General features: G+C 71.1%; 14 protein-coding genes. 13 read left to right on the forward strand and 1 reads right to left on the reverse strand.

All coding sequences use genetic code 11. The features are described from left to right. Positions 1-65 precede the first annotated feature (65 nt). Positions 66-620 carry a beta-class carbonic anhydrase gene (locus J8403_RS31425; protein WP_211126117.1) on the reverse strand — a complete coding sequence of 185 codons (555 nt, stop codon included), beginning with the start codon at positions 618-620 and terminating at the stop codon, positions 66-68. Positions 621-1029: 409 nt separating this feature from the next. Between J8403_RS31425 and rsmH the strand changes: the two genes are divergently transcribed. The 13 genes from rsmH to J8403_RS31490 all read left to right on the forward strand — a co-directional run bounded on the left by rsmH (position 1030) and on the right by J8403_RS31490 (position 16864). Continuing rightward, positions 1030-1992, forward strand: a complete 963-nt coding sequence (rsmH, locus tag J8403_RS31430) for a 16S rRNA (cytosine(1402)-N(4))-methyltransferase RsmH (RefSeq protein WP_211126118.1) — start codon at positions 1030-1032, stop codon at positions 1990-1992. Further along, positions 1989-2552: a cell division protein FtsL gene (gene ftsL / locus J8403_RS31435; protein ID WP_211126119.1), complete on the forward strand. Its 564-nt coding sequence runs from the start codon at positions 1989-1991 to the stop codon at positions 2550-2552. The genes rsmH and ftsL overlap by 4 nt, the downstream gene beginning before the upstream one ends. A 103-nt stretch (positions 2553-2655) precedes the next feature. After that, on the forward strand, positions 2656-4638 hold the full coding sequence (locus J8403_RS31440; RefSeq protein ID WP_211126120.1) for a peptidoglycan D,D-transpeptidase FtsI family protein: 1983 nt from the start codon (positions 2656-2658) through the stop codon (positions 4636-4638). A 12-nt stretch (positions 4639-4650) separates the two neighbouring features. Further along, positions 4651-6411, forward strand: coding sequence for a UDP-N-acetylmuramoyl-L-alanyl-D-glutamate--2,6-diaminopimelate ligase (locus J8403_RS31445; protein ID WP_211126121.1), 1761 nt, complete (start codon positions 4651-4653; stop codon positions 6409-6411). Positions 6412-6473: 62 nt separating this feature from the next. Further along, the gene (locus J8403_RS31450; RefSeq protein ID WP_211126122.1) at positions 6474-7913 is read left to right on the forward strand and encodes a UDP-N-acetylmuramoyl-tripeptide--D-alanyl-D-alanine ligase; all 1440 of its coding nucleotides are present in this window, start codon (positions 6474-6476) and stop codon (positions 7911-7913) included. Then, positions 7910-8977 carry a phospho-N-acetylmuramoyl-pentapeptide-transferase gene (gene mraY, locus J8403_RS31455; RefSeq protein ID WP_093470225.1) on the forward strand — a complete coding sequence of 356 codons (1068 nt, stop codon included), beginning with the start codon at positions 7910-7912 and terminating at the stop codon, positions 8975-8977. The genes J8403_RS31450 and mraY overlap by 4 nt, the downstream gene beginning before the upstream one ends. Further along, positions 8974-10425 carry a UDP-N-acetylmuramoyl-L-alanine--D-glutamate ligase gene (gene murD, locus J8403_RS31460; RefSeq protein WP_211126123.1) on the forward strand — a complete coding sequence of 484 codons (1452 nt, stop codon included), beginning with the start codon at positions 8974-8976 and terminating at the stop codon, positions 10423-10425. The genes mraY and murD overlap by 4 nt, the downstream gene beginning before the upstream one ends. 56 nt (positions 10426-10481) lie before the next feature. Continuing rightward, on the forward strand, positions 10482-11933 hold the full coding sequence (ftsW, locus tag J8403_RS31465; protein ID WP_211126124.1) for a putative lipid II flippase FtsW: 1452 nt from the start codon (positions 10482-10484) through the stop codon (positions 11931-11933). Between the two features lie 6 nt (positions 11934-11939). Next, on the forward strand, positions 11940-13034 hold the full coding sequence (murG, locus tag J8403_RS31470) for an undecaprenyldiphospho-muramoylpentapeptide beta-N-acetylglucosaminyltransferase (RefSeq protein ID WP_093461098.1): 1095 nt from the start codon (positions 11940-11942) through the stop codon (positions 13032-13034). A gap of 13 nt (positions 13035-13047) precedes the next feature. Beyond that, complete coding sequence (locus J8403_RS31475) at positions 13048-13845, forward strand: cell division protein FtsQ/DivIB (protein WP_211126125.1); 798 nt, start codon at positions 13048-13050, stop codon at positions 13843-13845. 276 nt (positions 13846-14121) lie between these two features. Beyond that, complete coding sequence (gene ftsZ, locus J8403_RS31480; protein WP_211126126.1) at positions 14122-15357, forward strand: cell division protein FtsZ; 1236 nt, start codon at positions 14122-14124, stop codon at positions 15355-15357. A 43-nt stretch (positions 15358-15400) separates the two neighbouring features. Beyond that, positions 15401-16141 carry a peptidoglycan editing factor PgeF gene (gene pgeF / locus J8403_RS31485; RefSeq protein ID WP_211126127.1) on the forward strand — a complete coding sequence of 247 codons (741 nt, stop codon included), beginning with the start codon at positions 15401-15403 and terminating at the stop codon, positions 16139-16141. A 3-nt stretch (positions 16142-16144) separates the two neighbouring features. Then, positions 16145-16864 (forward strand): YggS family pyridoxal phosphate-dependent enzyme, encoded by a 720-nt coding sequence (locus J8403_RS31490; protein WP_211126128.1) that lies wholly within the window; start codon positions 16145-16147, stop codon positions 16862-16864. Positions 16865-16896 lie beyond the last annotated feature (32 nt).

Consider the following 16896-nt stretch of genomic DNA (forward strand, 5'->3'; position numbering starts at 1 on the left):
CCGGGGTTATTTGTCATGCTTGTACGAGTTCGGGCGCTGAATCCCTTCAGTAACCTCGGCATCCCTCAGGCGCGCGGTGCGACCTCCCGCAGCAGACCCGTCGTCACGTCGAAGACAAAACCGCGGACGTCGTCGGTGTGCACCAGGAACGGCGAGGTGCGCACCCGCTGCATCGACTGGCGGACGTCGGCGTCGAGGTCCTTGAACGCCTCGACCGCCCACGACGGACGCTGGCCCACCTCCTCCTCCAGCTCATGCCGGAAGTCCTCGGTGAGGCTCAGCAGACCGCAGCCGGTGTGGTGGATGAGCACGACGCTGCGGGTCCCGAGCGCGCGCTGGCTGATGGTCAGGGACCGGATGATGTCGTCGGTGACCACACCGCCGGCATTGCGGATGGTGTGGCAGTCGCCCAGCTCCAGGCCGAGCGCCTCATGCAGGTCCAGTCGGGCGTCCATGCACGCGACGACGGCGACGCGCTGCACGGGCCGCGCGTCCATTCCGGGGTCGGTGAACTTCTCGGCGTACTTGCGGTTGGCCTCCACAAGGCGGTCGGTGACCGTCTCTCCCGTACGGGCGTCGCGGTCGGTGGACGGATTCGGCTGCGGCGCTGATATCGACATGATGACGACACTACCTCTCACCAGGGAACTTTGTCTTCTCTTTAGGTAGGGCAAACGAGGGCAACGGGGTGGGCCGAGCGGGTGATGTGAGGCAACCCACAGCCCTCCGTGCCCCTCGGTGTGGTGCCCGGGGGAGGCGATACCACCCCCGGGGCGGGACGCGCTGGCCGGTTGGTTGACCGAGGGGACGAGTGGACTAAAGTGGCGCGAAGTGGGAGGCGTGACGCTCCCCTCGGATCCCGGAATTTCGCGTGAGCGCGGTGCGTACGTACCCCTCGGCCTCCTCCCGCTCCGGTCGCCTGACGTCACTTCCCCGGCGCCAGTAGGCCACTTCCCCTTCAGAGCGGGCGGGGACCCGGAGGTGCGTACCATCCTCGCCCGATCCTCAGAAGGGCGCACCAGCAGCGCAATGAGCAGCAACGCTCTCCATGTTCCCGTCATGCTCCAGCGCTGCCTGGACATGCTGGCCCCCGCTCTCGCCCGGCCCGGCGCGGTCGTGGTCGACTGCACCCTGGGCCTCGGCGGCCACAGCGAGGCGCTGTTGCGCGACTTCCCCGAGGCCCGGCTCATCGCCCTGGACCGCGACCCGTCCGCGCTGCGACTCGCCGGTGAGCGGCTCGCCCCGTACGGCGACCGGGCCACGCTGGTCCACGCGGTCTACGACGAGCTGCCCGAGGTCCTCGACCGGCTCGGCGTCCCCCGTGTCCAGGGGATCCTCTTCGACCTCGGCGTGTCCTCCATGCAGCTGGACGAGGCCGAGCGCGGTTTCGCCTACGCCCAGGACGCCCCGCTGGACATGCGGATGGACCAGACCACCGGCGTCAGCGCGGCGGAGGTGCTCAACACCTACCCCCCGGGCGAGCTGGTGCGCATCCTGCGGGCGTACGGCGAGGAGAAGTTCGCCAAGAAGATCGTGGACGCGGTGGTGCGCGAGCGCGCCAAGGAGCCGTTCACCAACAGCGCCCGGCTCGTCGAGCTGATCCGCGCGGCGCTGCCGCAGGCCGCCAAGCGCACCGGCGGCAATCCGGCCAAGCGCACCTTCCAGGCGCTGCGGATCGAGGTCAACGGCGAGCTCGCGGTCCTGGAGCGGGCCATTCCGGCGGCCGTGGGGACGCTCGCGGTCGGCGGGCGGATCGCCGTGCTCTCGTATCACTCGCTGGAAGACCGCCTGGTCAAGCAGGTGTTCGCGGCCGGTGCCCGCAATACGGCGCCCCCCGGGCTGCCGGTCGTCCCCGAGCAGTACCAGCCCCGGCTGAAGCTGCTCACCCGCGGCGCGGAGCTGCCCACCGAGGAGGAGATCGCCGAGAACCGGCGGGCCGCCCCGGCCCGGTTCCGGGGGGCGGAGCGCATCCGGGAAGAGGTCGGTCCATGAGCGTGCGGGGGACGGGGCCGAAAGGCCGGCCGGTGCCGGGGGCCACCACGGCCAGGCGCACGCCCTTCGTGCTGCTCGTCGTGGTCCTGCTCGGCTCCGGCCTGATCGCCCTGCTGCTGTTGAACTCCTCCCTCAACCAGGGGTCGTTCGAGCTCAGCAGGCTCGAGAAACAGACCGGGGAGCTCACCGACGAGCGCCAGGCGCTCCAGCAGGACGTCGACCGGCTCTCCGCCCCCGCCGAACTGGAGCGGCGCGCCCGCGAGCTGGGGATGGTGCCCGGTGGCAGCCCGGCCTTCCTCAACCCGGACGGCTCGGTCAGCGGGGTGCCCGCCCCCGCCTCGGGGCAGCCCTCGGTGCTCGGCGCCCCCGGCCCGGTGCTGCCGTCCGCGCTCGACCCCACCCCGTCCCAGGCGCCGGCCACCCCGTCCGCCCTCGCGCCCTCGGCCGCCACCCCGTCCGGGGCGGGCACCGGCACGGCCTCCGTGACCCCGTGGGGGCTGCCCACCGCCCTCTCCGCGACCTCCTCCGCCTCCGCGCAGTCCACCCCGGCCCCTCAGTAGGTGACACGGTGACGCGATCCCCAGCCCGCGCCCAGTCCGGCCCGCCCGCGCGGAGCACCGCCCGCGCGCGGTGGGCGGCCGCCGAGCCGAGGGCGGCCGTCGCGTGAGCGCCCCCCAGGATCCCCGCCGCCGCGGCGTACCGGGCCCGGCCGGTCCGCGCGGCGACCGCCGCCCGCGCCAGGACGCGGCGCGGCGCCCCGGTGAGCGCCAGGGAGGATCGTCCGGCCGTCCGGCCCAGCGTCCGCGCCCCGGTGGCGCCCAGCCGCTGCGGCTCGGCAGCCCGCGTCCCCGGCTGCGGCTGATCAGCCTCGGCCTCACCCTCGTCATGCTGGTCTTCGTCGTACGGCTGCTGCAGGTGCAGGCCGTAGACGCCAGCGCCTACGCGGCCAAGGCCAACGTCAACCGCTACATCCCGGTGAAGCTGTCCGCCGAGCGCGGCTCCATCACCGACCGCAACGGCGTCGACCTGGCGACCACGGTGGACGCCTACGACATCACCGCCGCCCCCGACCTGCTCACCCCCAAGACGGCGAAGACCCGTGACGCGCCGCGCCAGGCCGCCGCCCTCCTCGCGCCGATCCTCGGCAAGGAGGAGGCGGACCTGGAGAAGAAGCTCACCGACAACCCCACGTCGCAGTACGTGGTGCTCGCCCGGCAGCAGTCCCCGCAGGTCTGGAATCAGATCAAGGACCTGAAGAGCGCCCTGGACGACGCGGCGACCAAGGGCAAGGGCACCAACGTCCTGGCCGGGGTCAACCGCGAGGCGCACAGCAAGCGCGTCTACCCGAACGGGGATCTCGCCGCCGGGATACTGGGATTCGTGGGCGCCGACGGCCGCGGCGCCGCCGGACTCGAGCAGCAGCTCAACAAGAAGCTCGCGGGCAAGGACGGCAAGCGCGTCTACGCCCAGTCCGGCGGCCACCAGGTGCCCACCGGGGACCTCAAGGAGCAGCCCGCGGTCCCCGGCAGCGATTACGAGCTGACCATCGACCGGGACATCCAGTGGGCCGCCCAGAGCGCCATCGCCGAGCAGGTCCGCAAGTCCGGGGCCGACCGCGGCTACGTCATCGTCCAGGACACCCGCACCGGACAGCTCCTGGCGATGGCCAACGCGCCCGGCTTCGACCCCGGCGACATCACCACGACGGACGCCGACGACCTCGGCAACGCCGCGGTCTCCGACGCCTACGAGCCCGGCAGCGTCAGCAAGCTCATGTCCATGGCCGCCGTCCTCCAGGAGGGCGTGGCCCGCTGGGACACCCATGTGGTGGTCCCCAACCGGCTGCCGCGCGCCGACCGGGCCTTCGCCGACGACATCGACCACCCCACCTGGTACCTCACGCTCAACGGCGTGCTCGCCAAGTCCAGCAACATCGGCACGATCCTCGCCACCGAGCAGCTGGGGAAGACCAAGAAGCAGAGGAACCAGATCCTCTACTCCTACCTGCGGAAGTTCGGGATCGGCCGGCCCACCGGGCTCGGCTTCCCCGGCGAGACCCCGGGCATCCTGGCCCGGCCGCAGGACTGGAGCGCCTCGCAGCAGTACACCATCCCCTTCGGCCAGGGGCTGTCCCTCAACGCCGTCCAGGCGGCCTCCGTGTACTCCACCATCGCCAACGGCGGCGAGCGCATCGCGCCCACCCTCGTCCGCGGCACCAAGGGGCCCGGCGGCGACTACACGGCCGCGCCCGCCCCCGAGAAGACCCGTGTCGTCAGTAAGAAGACCGCGAAGACGCTCGCCGAGATGCTCGAGTCGGTCGTCGACGACCAGCAGGGCACCGGCGCCAAGGCGAAGATCCCCGGCTATCTTGTCGCGGGCAAGACCGGCACCTCCAACCGGGTGGACCCCAAGACCGGCCGCTACCGCGGCTACACCGCGTCCTTCGCCGGCTTCGCCCCGGCCGACAAACCCCGGCTGACCGTCTACTGTGCCGTTCAGAACCCGACGAAGGGCAGCTACTTCGGCGGTCAGGTCTGCGGACCGGTCTACAAGAAGGTCATGGAGTTCGGCCTCAAGGCCCTGCAGGTCCCGCCCTCCGGGAAGCAGCCCAAACGGCTCCCCGTGAGCTACAACCCGGGCCAGTGAGCGGACCCAGCAGTGACGACGATCACGCCGGACTCCGGGAACCACGGTCCGGTACGGCCCCGCTTCGCCGCCTCATTTCGCGGGGGAGCGGGTGTCCCGGGTACGCTCACCGCCGTGCCCCACGCTGATCAGTCCCAAACCCCTCAGAAGGACGTTTCTGTGGAATACCCGGGAGCGCCCCGCCCTCTCCAGGTCCGCCCGATCCCGCTGGCGGAGCTGGCGGATCAGCTGGGCGTCGATGCCCCCGAAGCCCCGGAGGGGGCCGCGGTCACCGGGATCACCCATGACTCGCGAGCCGTACGCCCCGGCGATGTGTACGCCGCGCTGGCCGGCGCCCGCCTCCACGGCGCGGACTTCGCCGCCCAGGCCGCCGACCTCGGCGCGGTCGCGGTGCTGACCGACCCGGCAGGCGCCGAGCGCGCCGCCGCCACCGGACTGCCGGTCCTGGCGGTGGACGACCCGCGCGGCCGGATGGGCGCGCTGGCCGCCACGATCTACGGCGAGCCGGGTGCGGACCTGCTGCAGATCGGCATCACCGGCACCTCCGGCAAGACCACGACCGCGTATCTCATCGAGGGCGGCCTCAAGGCCGCCGCGAAGCACGACGGCGGCCTTACCGGTCTCATCGGCACCGTGGAGACGCGGATCGGCGACGAGCGCATCAAGTCCGAGCGCACCACCCCCGAGGCCACCGATCTGCAGGCCCTGTTCGCGGTGATGCGCGAGCGCGACGTCCGCTCGGTCGTCATGGAGGTCTCCAGCCACGCCCTGGTCCTCGGCCGTGTCGACGGCTGCGTCTTCGACGTCGCGGTCTTCAACAACCTCAGCCCGGAGCACATGGAGTTCCACTCCGGCATGGAGGACTACTTCCAGGCCAAGGCCCAGCTGTTCACCAAGGCCCGCAGCCGCGCCGGAGTGATCAACTACGACGACGAGTACGGCCGGCGGCTGATCGAGCAGTCCGAGGTACCCGTCACCACCTTCTCCGCCGAGGGCCACCCCGACGCCCACTGGCGCGCCGCGGACGTCGAGGTCGGCCCGCTCGGCTCGACCTTCACCGCCGTCGGCCCGAACGGTGAGTCCGTACGGGCCGCAGCCCCCCTCCCGGGCCCCTTCAACGTGGCCAACGCACTCGCCGCCGTCGTCGCCCTCGCCGTCGCCGGGATCGACCCGCAGACGGCCGCCGACGGCATCGCCGCCGTCCCCGGCGTACCGGGCCGGCTGGAGCGGGTCGACGTGGGCCAGCCCTACCTCGCGGTCGTCGACTACGCCCACAAGACCGACGCCGTGGAGTCGGTGCTGCGTGCCCTCCGCAAGGTGACCGACGGCAAACTGCACGCCGTCCTCGGCTGCGGCGGGGACCGCGACCGGCTCAAGCGCGGCCCCATGGGCGCCGCGGTGGCCCGGTACTCCGACACGGCCGTCCTCACCTCCGACAACCCGCGCTCCGAGGACCCGCTCGCGATCCTCGCCGCCATGCTCGCGGGCGCCGCCGAGGTGCCCGCTCACGAGCGCGGTGATGTGCTGGTCGAGGAGGACCGGGCCAACGCCATCGCGGCCGCAGTCGCCCGCGCGGAGCCGGGTGACACCGTCATCGTGGCCGGCAAGGGCCACGAACTGGGCCAGGACATCGCCGGCGTGATCCGTGCCTTCGACGACCGCCAGGTACTCCGCGAAGCCATCGAGCTCAGTGAGCGAGCCCACAGGCGCGATGCCACGCGCCCCGAGGCAAGCCCACAGCACCGGGACAATCACCAAGACGACCAGGGATGACAGACCGCCATGCGCGCACCAGCCCCACCAAGGCAGCTCTCCCGCACGGCCGGAGGTGATCAGTGATCGCACTGTCCCTCACCGAGATCGCCGGCCTAGTCGGTGGACAGCCGCACGACATACCGGACCCGGACCTGAAGGTCACGGGCCCTGTGGTGATCGACTCCCGTGAGGTGCGGCCCGGCAGCCTCTTCGCCGCGCTCCCCGGGGAGCGCGTGGACGGCCACGACTTCGCCCGAGGGGCGATCGAGGCCGGGGCCACGGCGGTCCTGGCCGCCCGCCCCGTCGGCACCGCGGACGCGCCCGTACCGGCGATCGTCGTACCCGATGTCATCGCCGCCATGGGAACGCTCGCGCGCGCCGTCGTCGAGCGCCTGGACGCCACCGTGGTCGCGCTCACCGGCTCCGCGGGCAAGACCAGCACCAAGGACCTCATCGCGCAGCTGCTCCAGCGCCGCGGCCCCACCGTATGGACGCCGGGCTCACTCAACAACGAGATCGGCCTGCCGCTCACCGCGATGAGCGCCGACGAGGCCACCCTGCACCTGGTGCTGGAGATGGGTGCCCGCGGTAAGGGCCACATCCGGTACCTGACGGACCTCACCCCGCCCCGTATCGGACTCGTGCTCAACGTCGGCACCGCCCATATCGGAGAGTTCGGCGGCCGGGAGCAGATCGCCGAGGCCAAGGGCGAGCTCGTGGAGGCCCTGCCCCCCGCCGACGAGGGCGGGGTGGCGGTGCTCAACGCCGACGACCCCTTCGTGCGCGCCATGGCGTCGCGCACCAAGGCCCGTACCGTCCTGTTCGGCGAGGCCGAGGACGCCGATGTGCGTGCCGGGAATGTCCGGCTCGCCGACGGCGGCCGCCCCGCCTTCACGCTTCACACCCCTACCGGGTGCAGCGAAGTGACCATGCGCCTGTACGGTGAGCACCACGTGTCGAACGCGCTCGCCGCGGCCGCCGTCGCCCATGAGTTGGGCATGTCCGTCGACGAGATCGCCGTGGCGCTCTCCGAGGCGGGGCAGCTCTCCCGCTGGCGGATGGAGGTCACCGAGCGCTCGGACGGCGTGACGGTCGTCAACGACGCCTACAACGCGAACCCCGAGTCCATGCGAGCAGCGCTGCGCGCGCTGGTCGCCATGGGCGCTGCCACACCGGGGCGTCGCACGTGGGCGGTGCTCGGCCCGATGGCCGAGCTGGGCGAGGAGTCACTGGCCGAGCACGACGCGGTCGGGCGGCTGGCCGTCCGGCTCAACGTCAGCAAGCTCGTGGCGGTCGGCGGCCAGGAGGCCGCCTGGCTGGACATGGGCGCCAAGAACGAGGGTTCGTGGGGTGAGGAGTCGGTGCACGTGTCCGACGTGCGGGCAGCGGTCGATCTGCTGCGCAGCGAGCTGCGACCGGGGGACGTCGTGTTGGTGAAGGCATCCAGGTCGGTCGGCCTGGAGCGGCTTGCGCAGGCATTGCTCGACGGTGAGGGTGAGGTCTCCGGCCGATGGGCATGAGGCAGATCCTCTTCTCGGGAGCCATCGGGCTCTTTCTGACCCTGATCGGCACACCGCTGCTGATCAAGCTGCTGGCCCGCAAGGGCTATGGCCAGTACATCCGGGACGATGGTCCGCGGACGCACGGCAGCAAGAAGGGCACGCCCACCATGGGCGGTATCTCCTTCATCCTGGCCACACTGATCGCCTACGCCCTGACGAAGGTGATCACGGGCAGCCAGCCGACCTTCTCGGGCGTGCTGGTGCTCTTCCTGTTCGCCGGTATGGGCCTGGTCGGCTTCCTCGACGACTACATCAAGATCGTCAAGCAGCGCAGCCTGGGCCTGCGGGCCAAGGCCAAGATGGCCGGTCAGCTGATCGTCGGTATCGCCTTCGCGATCCTCGCGCTGAACTTCGCCGACGCGCGCCAGCAGACCCCCGCCTCCGACCGGCTCTCCTTCGTCCAGGACTTCGGCTGGTCCTTCGGCCCGGTGATCTTCGCGATCTGGGCGCTGTTCATGATCCTGGCGATGTCGAACGGCGTGAACCTCACCGACGGTCTCGACGGTCTGGCCACCGGCGCCTCCGTGATGGTCTTCGGCGCCTACACCTTCATCGGCGTCTGGCAGTACCAGGAGTCCTGCGCCAACGCGGAGACGCTCACCAACCCGGCGTCCTGTTTCGAGGTCCGTGATCCGCTCGATCTGGCCGTCGTCGCCTCCGCCCTGATGGGCGCGTGCTTCGGCTTCCTGTGGTGGAACACCTCACCCGCCAAGATCTTCATGGGCGACACCGGTTCGCTCGCGCTCGGCGGCGCGCTCGCGGGCCTGGCCATCTGCTCCCGTACGGAGCTGCTGCTGGCCCTCCTCGGCGGCCTGTTCGTGCTGATCACCATGTCCGTGGTCATCCAGGTCGGCTCGTTCCGGACGACCGGGCGACGGGTCTTCCGGATGGCGCCACTCCAGCACCACTTCGAACTCAAGGGGTGGAGCGAGGTCCTTGTGGTGGTCCGGTTCTGGATCATCCAGGGCATGTGCGTGATCGTCGGCCTCGGCCTCTTCTACGCGGGGTGGCGAGCCTCGTGACCTCCGACGCCGGCGCCCTCGACGTGTCCGACCTCGCCGGACGGCAGGTCACCGTCGCCGGACTCGGCGTCTCCGGGGTCCCCGCGGCGCGTGCGCTGCGGGGCCTCGGGGCCTCGGTGACCGTGGTCAACGGCGGCGACGGCGAAGCGCAGCGCGCCCAGGCGGCCGAACTGGAGCCGCTGGGGATCACGGTCCGCCTCGGCGACGGCGAGACGTTGCCGAAGGGCACCGAGCTGATCGTGACCACCCCCGGGTGGAAGCCCACCAGCCCGCTCTTCCTGGCCGCCGCCGAGGCGAACGTGCCCATCTGGGGCGATGTGGAGCTGGCGTGGCGGCTGCGCGGGGAGGACGCCCCGCCGTGGCTCGCGGTGACCGGCACCAACGGCAAGACGACCACCGTAAGGATGCTGGCCGCCATCCTGGAGGCGGCCGGGCTGCGCACCGCCGCGGTCGGCAACATCGGCGTCTCGCTCCTGGACATCGTGCTGGGCGACGAGCCGTACGACGTGCTGGCCGTCGAGCTCTCCAGCTACCAGCTGCACTGGGCGCCCTCGCTGCGCGTCCACTCCGGGGCGGTGCTCAACCTCGCCCCGGACCACCTCGACTGGCACGGCTCCATGGCGGCCTACGCGGCCGACAAGGGCCGGATCTACGAGGGCAACCAGGTGGCCTGCGTCTACAACGTGGCCGACCCCGCCACCGAGGACCTGGTGCGCGCGGCCGACGTCGAGGAGGGCTGCCGGGCGATCGGCTTCACCCTCGGCACCCCCGGCCCCTCCCAGCTCGGCGTCGTGGAGAACATCCTCGTCGACCGGGCCTTCGTGGCGGACCGGCAGAAGCAGGCGCAGGAGCTCGCCGAGGTCTCCGATGTGAACCCGCCGGCCCCGCACAACATCGCCAACGCCCTCGCGGCGGCGGCCCTGGCCCGCTCCTTCGGCGTCCCGCCGAAGGCCGTACGGGACGGCCTGCGCGCCTTCCGGCCGGATCCGCACCGGGTGGAGCATGTGGCCGACGTCGACGGCGTGGCCTATATCGACGACTCCAAGGCGACCAACACCCATGCCGCGGAGGCGTCGTTGGGCGCCTACGAGCACATCGTGTGGATCGCGGGCGGCCTCGCCAAGGGGGCCACCTTCGACGAGCTCGTCCTCACGGCGGCCGAGCGGCTGCGCGGCGTCGTGCTGATCGGCGCCGACCGCGCACTGATCCGCGAAGCGCTCGCGCGACACGCAGCAGATGTCCCGGTCGTGGACCTCGACCGGACCGACACTGGGGCGATGGCGGCGGCTGTGCGCGAAGCGGCGCGGCTCGCCCGGCCGGGCGATACGGTCCTGATGGCCCCGGCCTGTGCCTCGATGGACATGTTCATCAACTACAACAAGCGGGGCGACGCCTTCGCCGCGGCGGTTCGGGACCTGGCCTCCGGCCGGGTGCCGGACGATCAGTAGCCCGCCGGTCCCCCGGCGAGGACCGCCCGCGCGGGGAAACCGGAGGGGATAAGACCATGACGCCTGACCAGCCCGCCGCCCCGCGCTCCCGGCCGGCCCGCCCCGGCACCGGCCGCCCCGCGCCGCGCCCGGGCGGCACCCCCCGGCTGCGGGAGGCCGTACCGGCGAAGGGCCGGGCGGCGTCCCCGGCCCGTCCGCGTGGCACAGCGGGCGCCTCCCGCCCTCCGCGCCGCCCGTCGGGGGGAAATGCCCTGGACGCGCTGCGCGGGCTGCAGCAGCGCCTCCGGAGGGCCTGGGACCGTCCGCTGACCGCGTACTACCTGCTGCTCGGCGGCTCGCTGCTGATCCTGGTGCTCGGTCTGGTCATGGTCTACTCCGCCTCCCAGATCAAGGCGCTGCAGTCCGGGCTCTCACCGTCGTACTTCTTCCGCAAACAGCTTTTCGCCGCCGCGCTCGGCGGCGCGCTGATGCTGCTCGCCGTGCGGATGCCCATCAAACTGCACCGCGCCTTCGCCTATCCGCTGCTCGCGGTCTCGGTCTTCCTGATGTGTCTGGTGCAGGTCCCGGGCATGGGCATCGCGGTCAACGGCAACCAGAACTGGATCTCCTTCGGCGGCCCGTTCCTCCTCCAGCCCAGTGAGTTCGGCAAGCTGGCGCTCGTCCTGTGGGGCGCCGATCTTCTCGCCCGCAAACAGGACAAGCGGCTGCTGGCCCAGTGGAAACACCTGCTGGTCCCGCTGGTGCCCGCCACCGGCATGCTGCTCGGCCTGATCATGCTGGGCGGGGACATGGGCACCGCGATCATCCTCACGGCGATCCTTTTCGGCCTGCTTTGGCTGGCCGGCGCCCCCACCCGGCTCTTCGTGGGCGTCCTCGCCTTCGCCGGGGCCATCGGCATGCTGCTGATCAAGACCAGCGCCAACCGGATGTCCCGGCTCGCCTGTATCGGCGCCACCGAGCCCGGTGCCCACGATCAGTGCTGGCAGGCCGTCCACGGGATCTACGCGCTCGCCAACGGCGGCTGGTTCGGATCCGGACTCGGGGCAAGCATGGAGAAATGGGGTGAACTACCCGAACCGCATACCGACTTCATCTTCGCCATTACCGGGGAGGAACTCGGCCTGGCGGGGACGCTGTCGGTTCTCGTTCTCTTCGCGGCTCTAGGCTATGCGGGTATCCGCGTGGCCGGACGCACGGAGGACCCCTTCGTGAGGTACGCCGCGGGAGGTGTGACCACCTGGATCACGGCCCAGGCCGTGGTCAATATCGGTGCGGTGCTCGGTCTGCTGCCGATCGCCGGTGTTCCGCTCCCGCTGTTCTCCTACGGAGGGTCCGCCCTGCTGCCGACCATGTTCGCCGTCGGCCTGCTGATCGCCTTCGCACGGGCTGAGCCCGGTGCGCGAGCGGCGCTGGCCATGCGGCAGCCTGCTTTGCGGAAGAAGCTGGCTCGGGTGAGACGGAAGACGATGCGACGGCCCGTCAAGAGGCGGCCGTCCGGAGAGCGGTGAATTTCGGTGCATGTCGTACTCGCCGGTGGGGGGACCGCCGGCCACATCGAGCCAGCGCTCGCCCTCGCGGACGCCCTGCGCAGGCAGGACCCCACCGTGGGGATCACGGCGCTCGGAACGGAGCGTGGGCTCGAGACCCGGCTCGTACCGGAGCGTGGCTATGAACTCGGGCTCATCCCGGCCGTACCGCTGCCGCGCAAGCCCACCCCCGAGCTGATCACCGTCCCCGGGCGGCTGCGCGGCACCATCAAGGCCGCCGAGCAGATCCTGGAGCGCACCAAGGCCGACTGTGTCGTCGGCTTCGGCGGCTATGTGGCCCTGCCCGGATACCTGGCGGCCAAGCGGCTCGGAGTGCCGATCGTCGTGCACGAGGCCAACGCCCGTCCCGGGCTGGCCAACAAGATCGGCTCGCGCTACGCCAAGTACGTGGCGGTCTCCACCCCCGACAGCAAGCTCCGCAACGCCCGCTACGTCGGCATCCCGCTGCGCCGCTCCATCGCCACCCTCGACCGGGCGGCGGTCCGCCCCGAGGCCCGCGCGGCCTTCGGGCTCGACCAGAACCTGCCGACGCTGCTGGTCTCCGGCGGTTCGCAGGGCGCGCGGCGGCTCAACGAGGTGGTCCAGGCGGTGGCGCCTTTCCTGCAGCGGGCCGGGATCCAGGTGCTGCACGCGGTCGGTCCGAAAAACGAATTGCCGCATGTGGACAACATGCCCGGAATGCCGCCGTACATCCCGGTATCGTACCTGGACCGGATGGACCTCGCGTATGCCGCGGCCGACATGATGCTCTGCCGCGCGGGCGCGATGACCGTCGCCGAACTGTCCGCCGTCGGGCTCCCGGCCGCCTACGTCCCCCTGCCGATCGGCAACGGCGAACAGCGGCTCAACGCCCAGCCGCTGGTCAAGGAGGGCGGCGGACTGCTGGTCGACGACGCCGAGCTGAGCCCGGAGTGGGTGCAGGGCAATGTGCTCCCGGTGCTCGGCGACCCGCACCGGCTGTACGAGATGTCCCGGCGGGCCGCCGAGTTCGGCCGCAGGGACGCCGACGAGCTGCTGGTCGGCATGGTGTACGAGGCGATCAGCGCACGCCGCCAGGCGTGAGAAGGCAGGGAGCGTGGCCGGACCGTCGACCGCCGAGCGCGGCGCACGAGGGACGACTCCGTCCGGCCCGCCCCCACGCTTCCTCCGGGCGCGCCGCAGGTTCCGGCTGCCCGGCCGCCGCCCCCTGGTGGTGACGGCGGTGGCGGTGACCCTGCTCGGCGCCGGCGCGGTCTGGCTGCTGTACGGCTCGAGCTGGCTGCGGGCCGAGCGGGTGCGGGTCGCCGGTGCCGGGGTCCTCACCGCCGAGGAGGTGCGCTCCGCCGCCGACGTTCCGCTGAACACCCCGATGGTCGCGGTGGACACGGCCGCGATCGAACACCGGTTGCGTGAGCGGCTGCCGCGGATTGCAAAAGTGGACGTATCCCGGTCATGGCCGCACACCATCAGTCTGGTAGTGACAGAACGCAGGCCCGAAGCCATTGTCGAAGAGGGCGGGAAGTTCCATGAAGTGGACGCCGCGGGAGTCCGGTTCTCGACCGTGAGCAAGCGTCCGAAGGGGGTTCCGGTGCTGGAAATGGAGCCGGACCGGTCGCCGAGTTCGCGCCATTTCGGCCCCGCCGGACTGCGTCGCGAGGCGGTCCGGGTGGTCACCCAACTCCCCGAGAAGGTCCGCCAGGACACCCGTTCCCTGCGGGTCCGCTCGTACGATTCGATCACCCTGGAGCTGACCGGAGGCCGTACCATCGCCTGGGGGAGCGGAGAGCGAGGCGAGGCGAAGGCGAAGACACTCACCGCACTGATGAAAGCGCAGCCGGACGCGGACCACTTCGACGTCAGTGCGCCGAGCGCCCCCGCGGTGTCTCGCAGTTGACCTGATAGCGGCAGGCCAGCACCCTGGTTGGCTAGCCCACTGGGTGATCACATAGGGTGAAAAGAAAAGCGGGAGGTTCGGCGTGTTCATTGAACGTGCGCCACTTGTCGACTTAGTGTCCTGTTCCGAAGAGTCCGGGAAACAGAGGCACTGGTAACCCTAAACTTCAGCGTTAGGGTTGGGGTCGGCAATCGGAACCGTCCCATTCGGCATCAGTCGGCGCACCGCGGCAACGGCGGGGTGGCGACACGTAACTCGAGGCGAGAGGCCTTCGACGTGGCAGCACCGCAGAACTACCTCGCAGTCATCAAGGTCGTCGGCATCGGCGGCGGTGGCGTGAATGCCATCAACCGGATGATCGAGGTCGGGCTCAAGGGCGTCGAGTTCATCGCGATCAACACCGATGCGCAGGCCCTGCTGATGAGTGACGCGGACGTCAAACTGGACGTCGGACGTGAGCTCACCCGGGGCCTTGGAGCCGGCGCCAACCCGGATGTCGGCCGTAAGGCCGCCGAGGATCACCGTGAGGAGATCGAGGAGGTCCTCAAGGGGGCCGACATGGTCTTCGTGACCGCGGGCGAGGGCGGTGGCACGGGCACCGGCGGTGCGCCGGTGGTCGCCAATATCGCGCGTTCGCTGGGGGCCCTGACGATCGGTGTGGTCACCCGCCCGTTCACCTTCGAGGGCCGTCGCCGTGCCAATCAGGCCGAGGACGGCATCGCGGGTCTGCGGGACGAGGTCGACACCCTCATCGTGATCCCGAACGACCGGCTGCTGTCCATTTCGGACCGTCAGGTGAGCGTGCTCGACGCGTTCAAGTCGGCCGACCAGGTGCTGCTGTCGGGTGTTCAGGGCATCACCGATCTGATCACCACCCCGGGTCTGATCAACCTCGACTTCGCGGACGTCAAGTCCGTGATGTCCGAGGCCGGATCGGCGCTCATGGGCATCGGCTCGGCCCGCGGCGACGACCGCGCGGTGGCCGCGGCCGAGATGGCGATCTCCTCGCCGCTGCTGGAGGCGTCCATCGACGGCGCCCGGGGCGTGCTGCTCTCCATCTCCGGCGGTTCCGACCTCGGTCTGTTCGAGATCAACGAGGCCGCCCAGCTGGTGAGCGAGGCCGCCCACCCCGAGGCCAACATCATCTTCGGCGCGGTGATCGACGACGCGCTCGGCGACGAGGTCCGGGTCACCGTGATCGCGGCCGGCTTCGACGGCGGTCAGCCGCCCGCCAAGAACCGCGACAAGGTGCTGGGTTCCTACAGCGGCAGCCGCGAGGAGGGATCCGGCAGCTCCGCCGGCCGCCCGTCCGGCCAGGAGAACAGCCGCCCGTCCTTCGGCGGGCTCGGCAGCGTCACCCCGCGCGAGGAGGAGTCCGCCCCGGCGGACCCGGCTCCGGTCGCCGAGGTGCCGCCGCCCCCGGTGCCCACCCCGCACCCCCAGGTCCCGCCGGCCCGTCCGTACCCGGAGAGCCAGGCCGAGGAGCTGGACGTCCCGGACTTCCTGAAGTGAGCCGTCCGGCATGGCTCGACGGCGACCCTGAAGTGAATCAGACGTGATAGCGCAACAGCACGACGCGAGCGGCGCGCACTTCGCCTTCACCGACCGGTGGGGCGGGGTGAGCGCCGCTCCGTATGACGAGCTCAATCTCGGCGGGGCGGTCGGCGACGACCCCCAGGCCGTACGGACCAACCGCGAACTGGCCGCCAAGGCGATGGGCCTGGACCCGGCGGCCGTCGTATGGATGAACCAGGTGCACGGCCGGGATGTCGCGGTGGTCGACGGACCGTGGTCGGACGATGAGATTCCGGCGGTGGACGCGGTGGTGACGCGGCGTCGGGGGCTCGCCCTGGCCGTCCTCACCGCCGACTGCACCCCGGTGCTGCTGGCTGATCCGGTGGCCGGGATCGTCGGCGCCGCCCACGCGGGCCGGCCGGGACTGGTCGCCGGAGTGGTCCCGGCGGTGGTCAGGGCGATGACCGAACAGGGCGCCGAGACCGCCCGGATCGTCGCCCGCACCGGCCCCGCGGTCTGCGGACGCTGCTACGAGGTTCCCGCGGACATGCGCGCCGATGTCGCGCAGAGCGTGCCGGAGGCGTGGGCCGAGACCCGGTGGGGTACCCCGGCGGTGGATGTGGCGGCCGGTGTACGGGCCCAACTGGCCCGTGCCGGTGTGCGGATGGACGAGAAGGATGGACAATCTCACATCTGCACCCTGGAGTCGGCGGACCACTTCTCGTACCGGCGCGAGCACACCACGGGGCGGCTCGCGAGCTACGTCTGGTTGGGCGGCTGAGCTGTGACGGATCGCAAGACGGAACTGGCCGCGAATCTGGCCCGGGTGACGGAACGTATCTCTGCCGCCTGCGCCGAGGCCGGTCGCAAGCGCGAAGAGGTGACCCTGATCGTGGTCACCAAGACCTATCCGGCGAGCGATGTCCGTTTGCTCGCGGAACTCGGCGTACGGCATGTCGCCGAGAACCGCGACCAGGAAGCCGCCCCCAAAGCTGCGGAATGCGCGGATCTGCCGTTGATCTGGCACTTTGTCGGGCAATTGCAGACCAATAAGGTGCGTTCCGTATCCAGTTATGCCGATGTGGTGCAATCTGTCGATCGTAAGCGATTGGTCGACGCGCTCTCCCGTGCGGCTGTGGGGGCCGCGCGGGAGATGGGCGTTCTGATTCAGGTCGCGCTCGACGCGGACTCCGATGAACGGGGAGCGCGCGGGGGCGTGGGACCGGGCGGAGTGGAACGGCTCGCGGAGTCCGTGGCCGAGGCCGAAGGACTCCGGCTCGACGGACTGATGACCGTCGCCCCGCTGGCGGGCCCCTACGAGGGGCGGCCGCGGGCGGCGTTCGACCGGCTGATGGAAATCTCATCCCGCCTGCGCGTGGCTCATCCGGCTGCGAACATGGTCTCGGCGGGGATGAGCTCGGACCTCGAGGAAGCCGTGGCGGCGGGAGCGACACATGTGCGCGTCGGCACTGCGGTACTCGGAGTCCGACCCAGCCTCCGGTAACGTCGCGAAGAAGTCGGACCACAGCAGAAAAT

The organism is Streptomyces yatensis (genome assembly GCF_018069625.1).
GTDB lineage: Bacteria > Actinomycetota > Actinomycetes > Streptomycetales > Streptomycetaceae > Streptomyces > Streptomyces yatensis.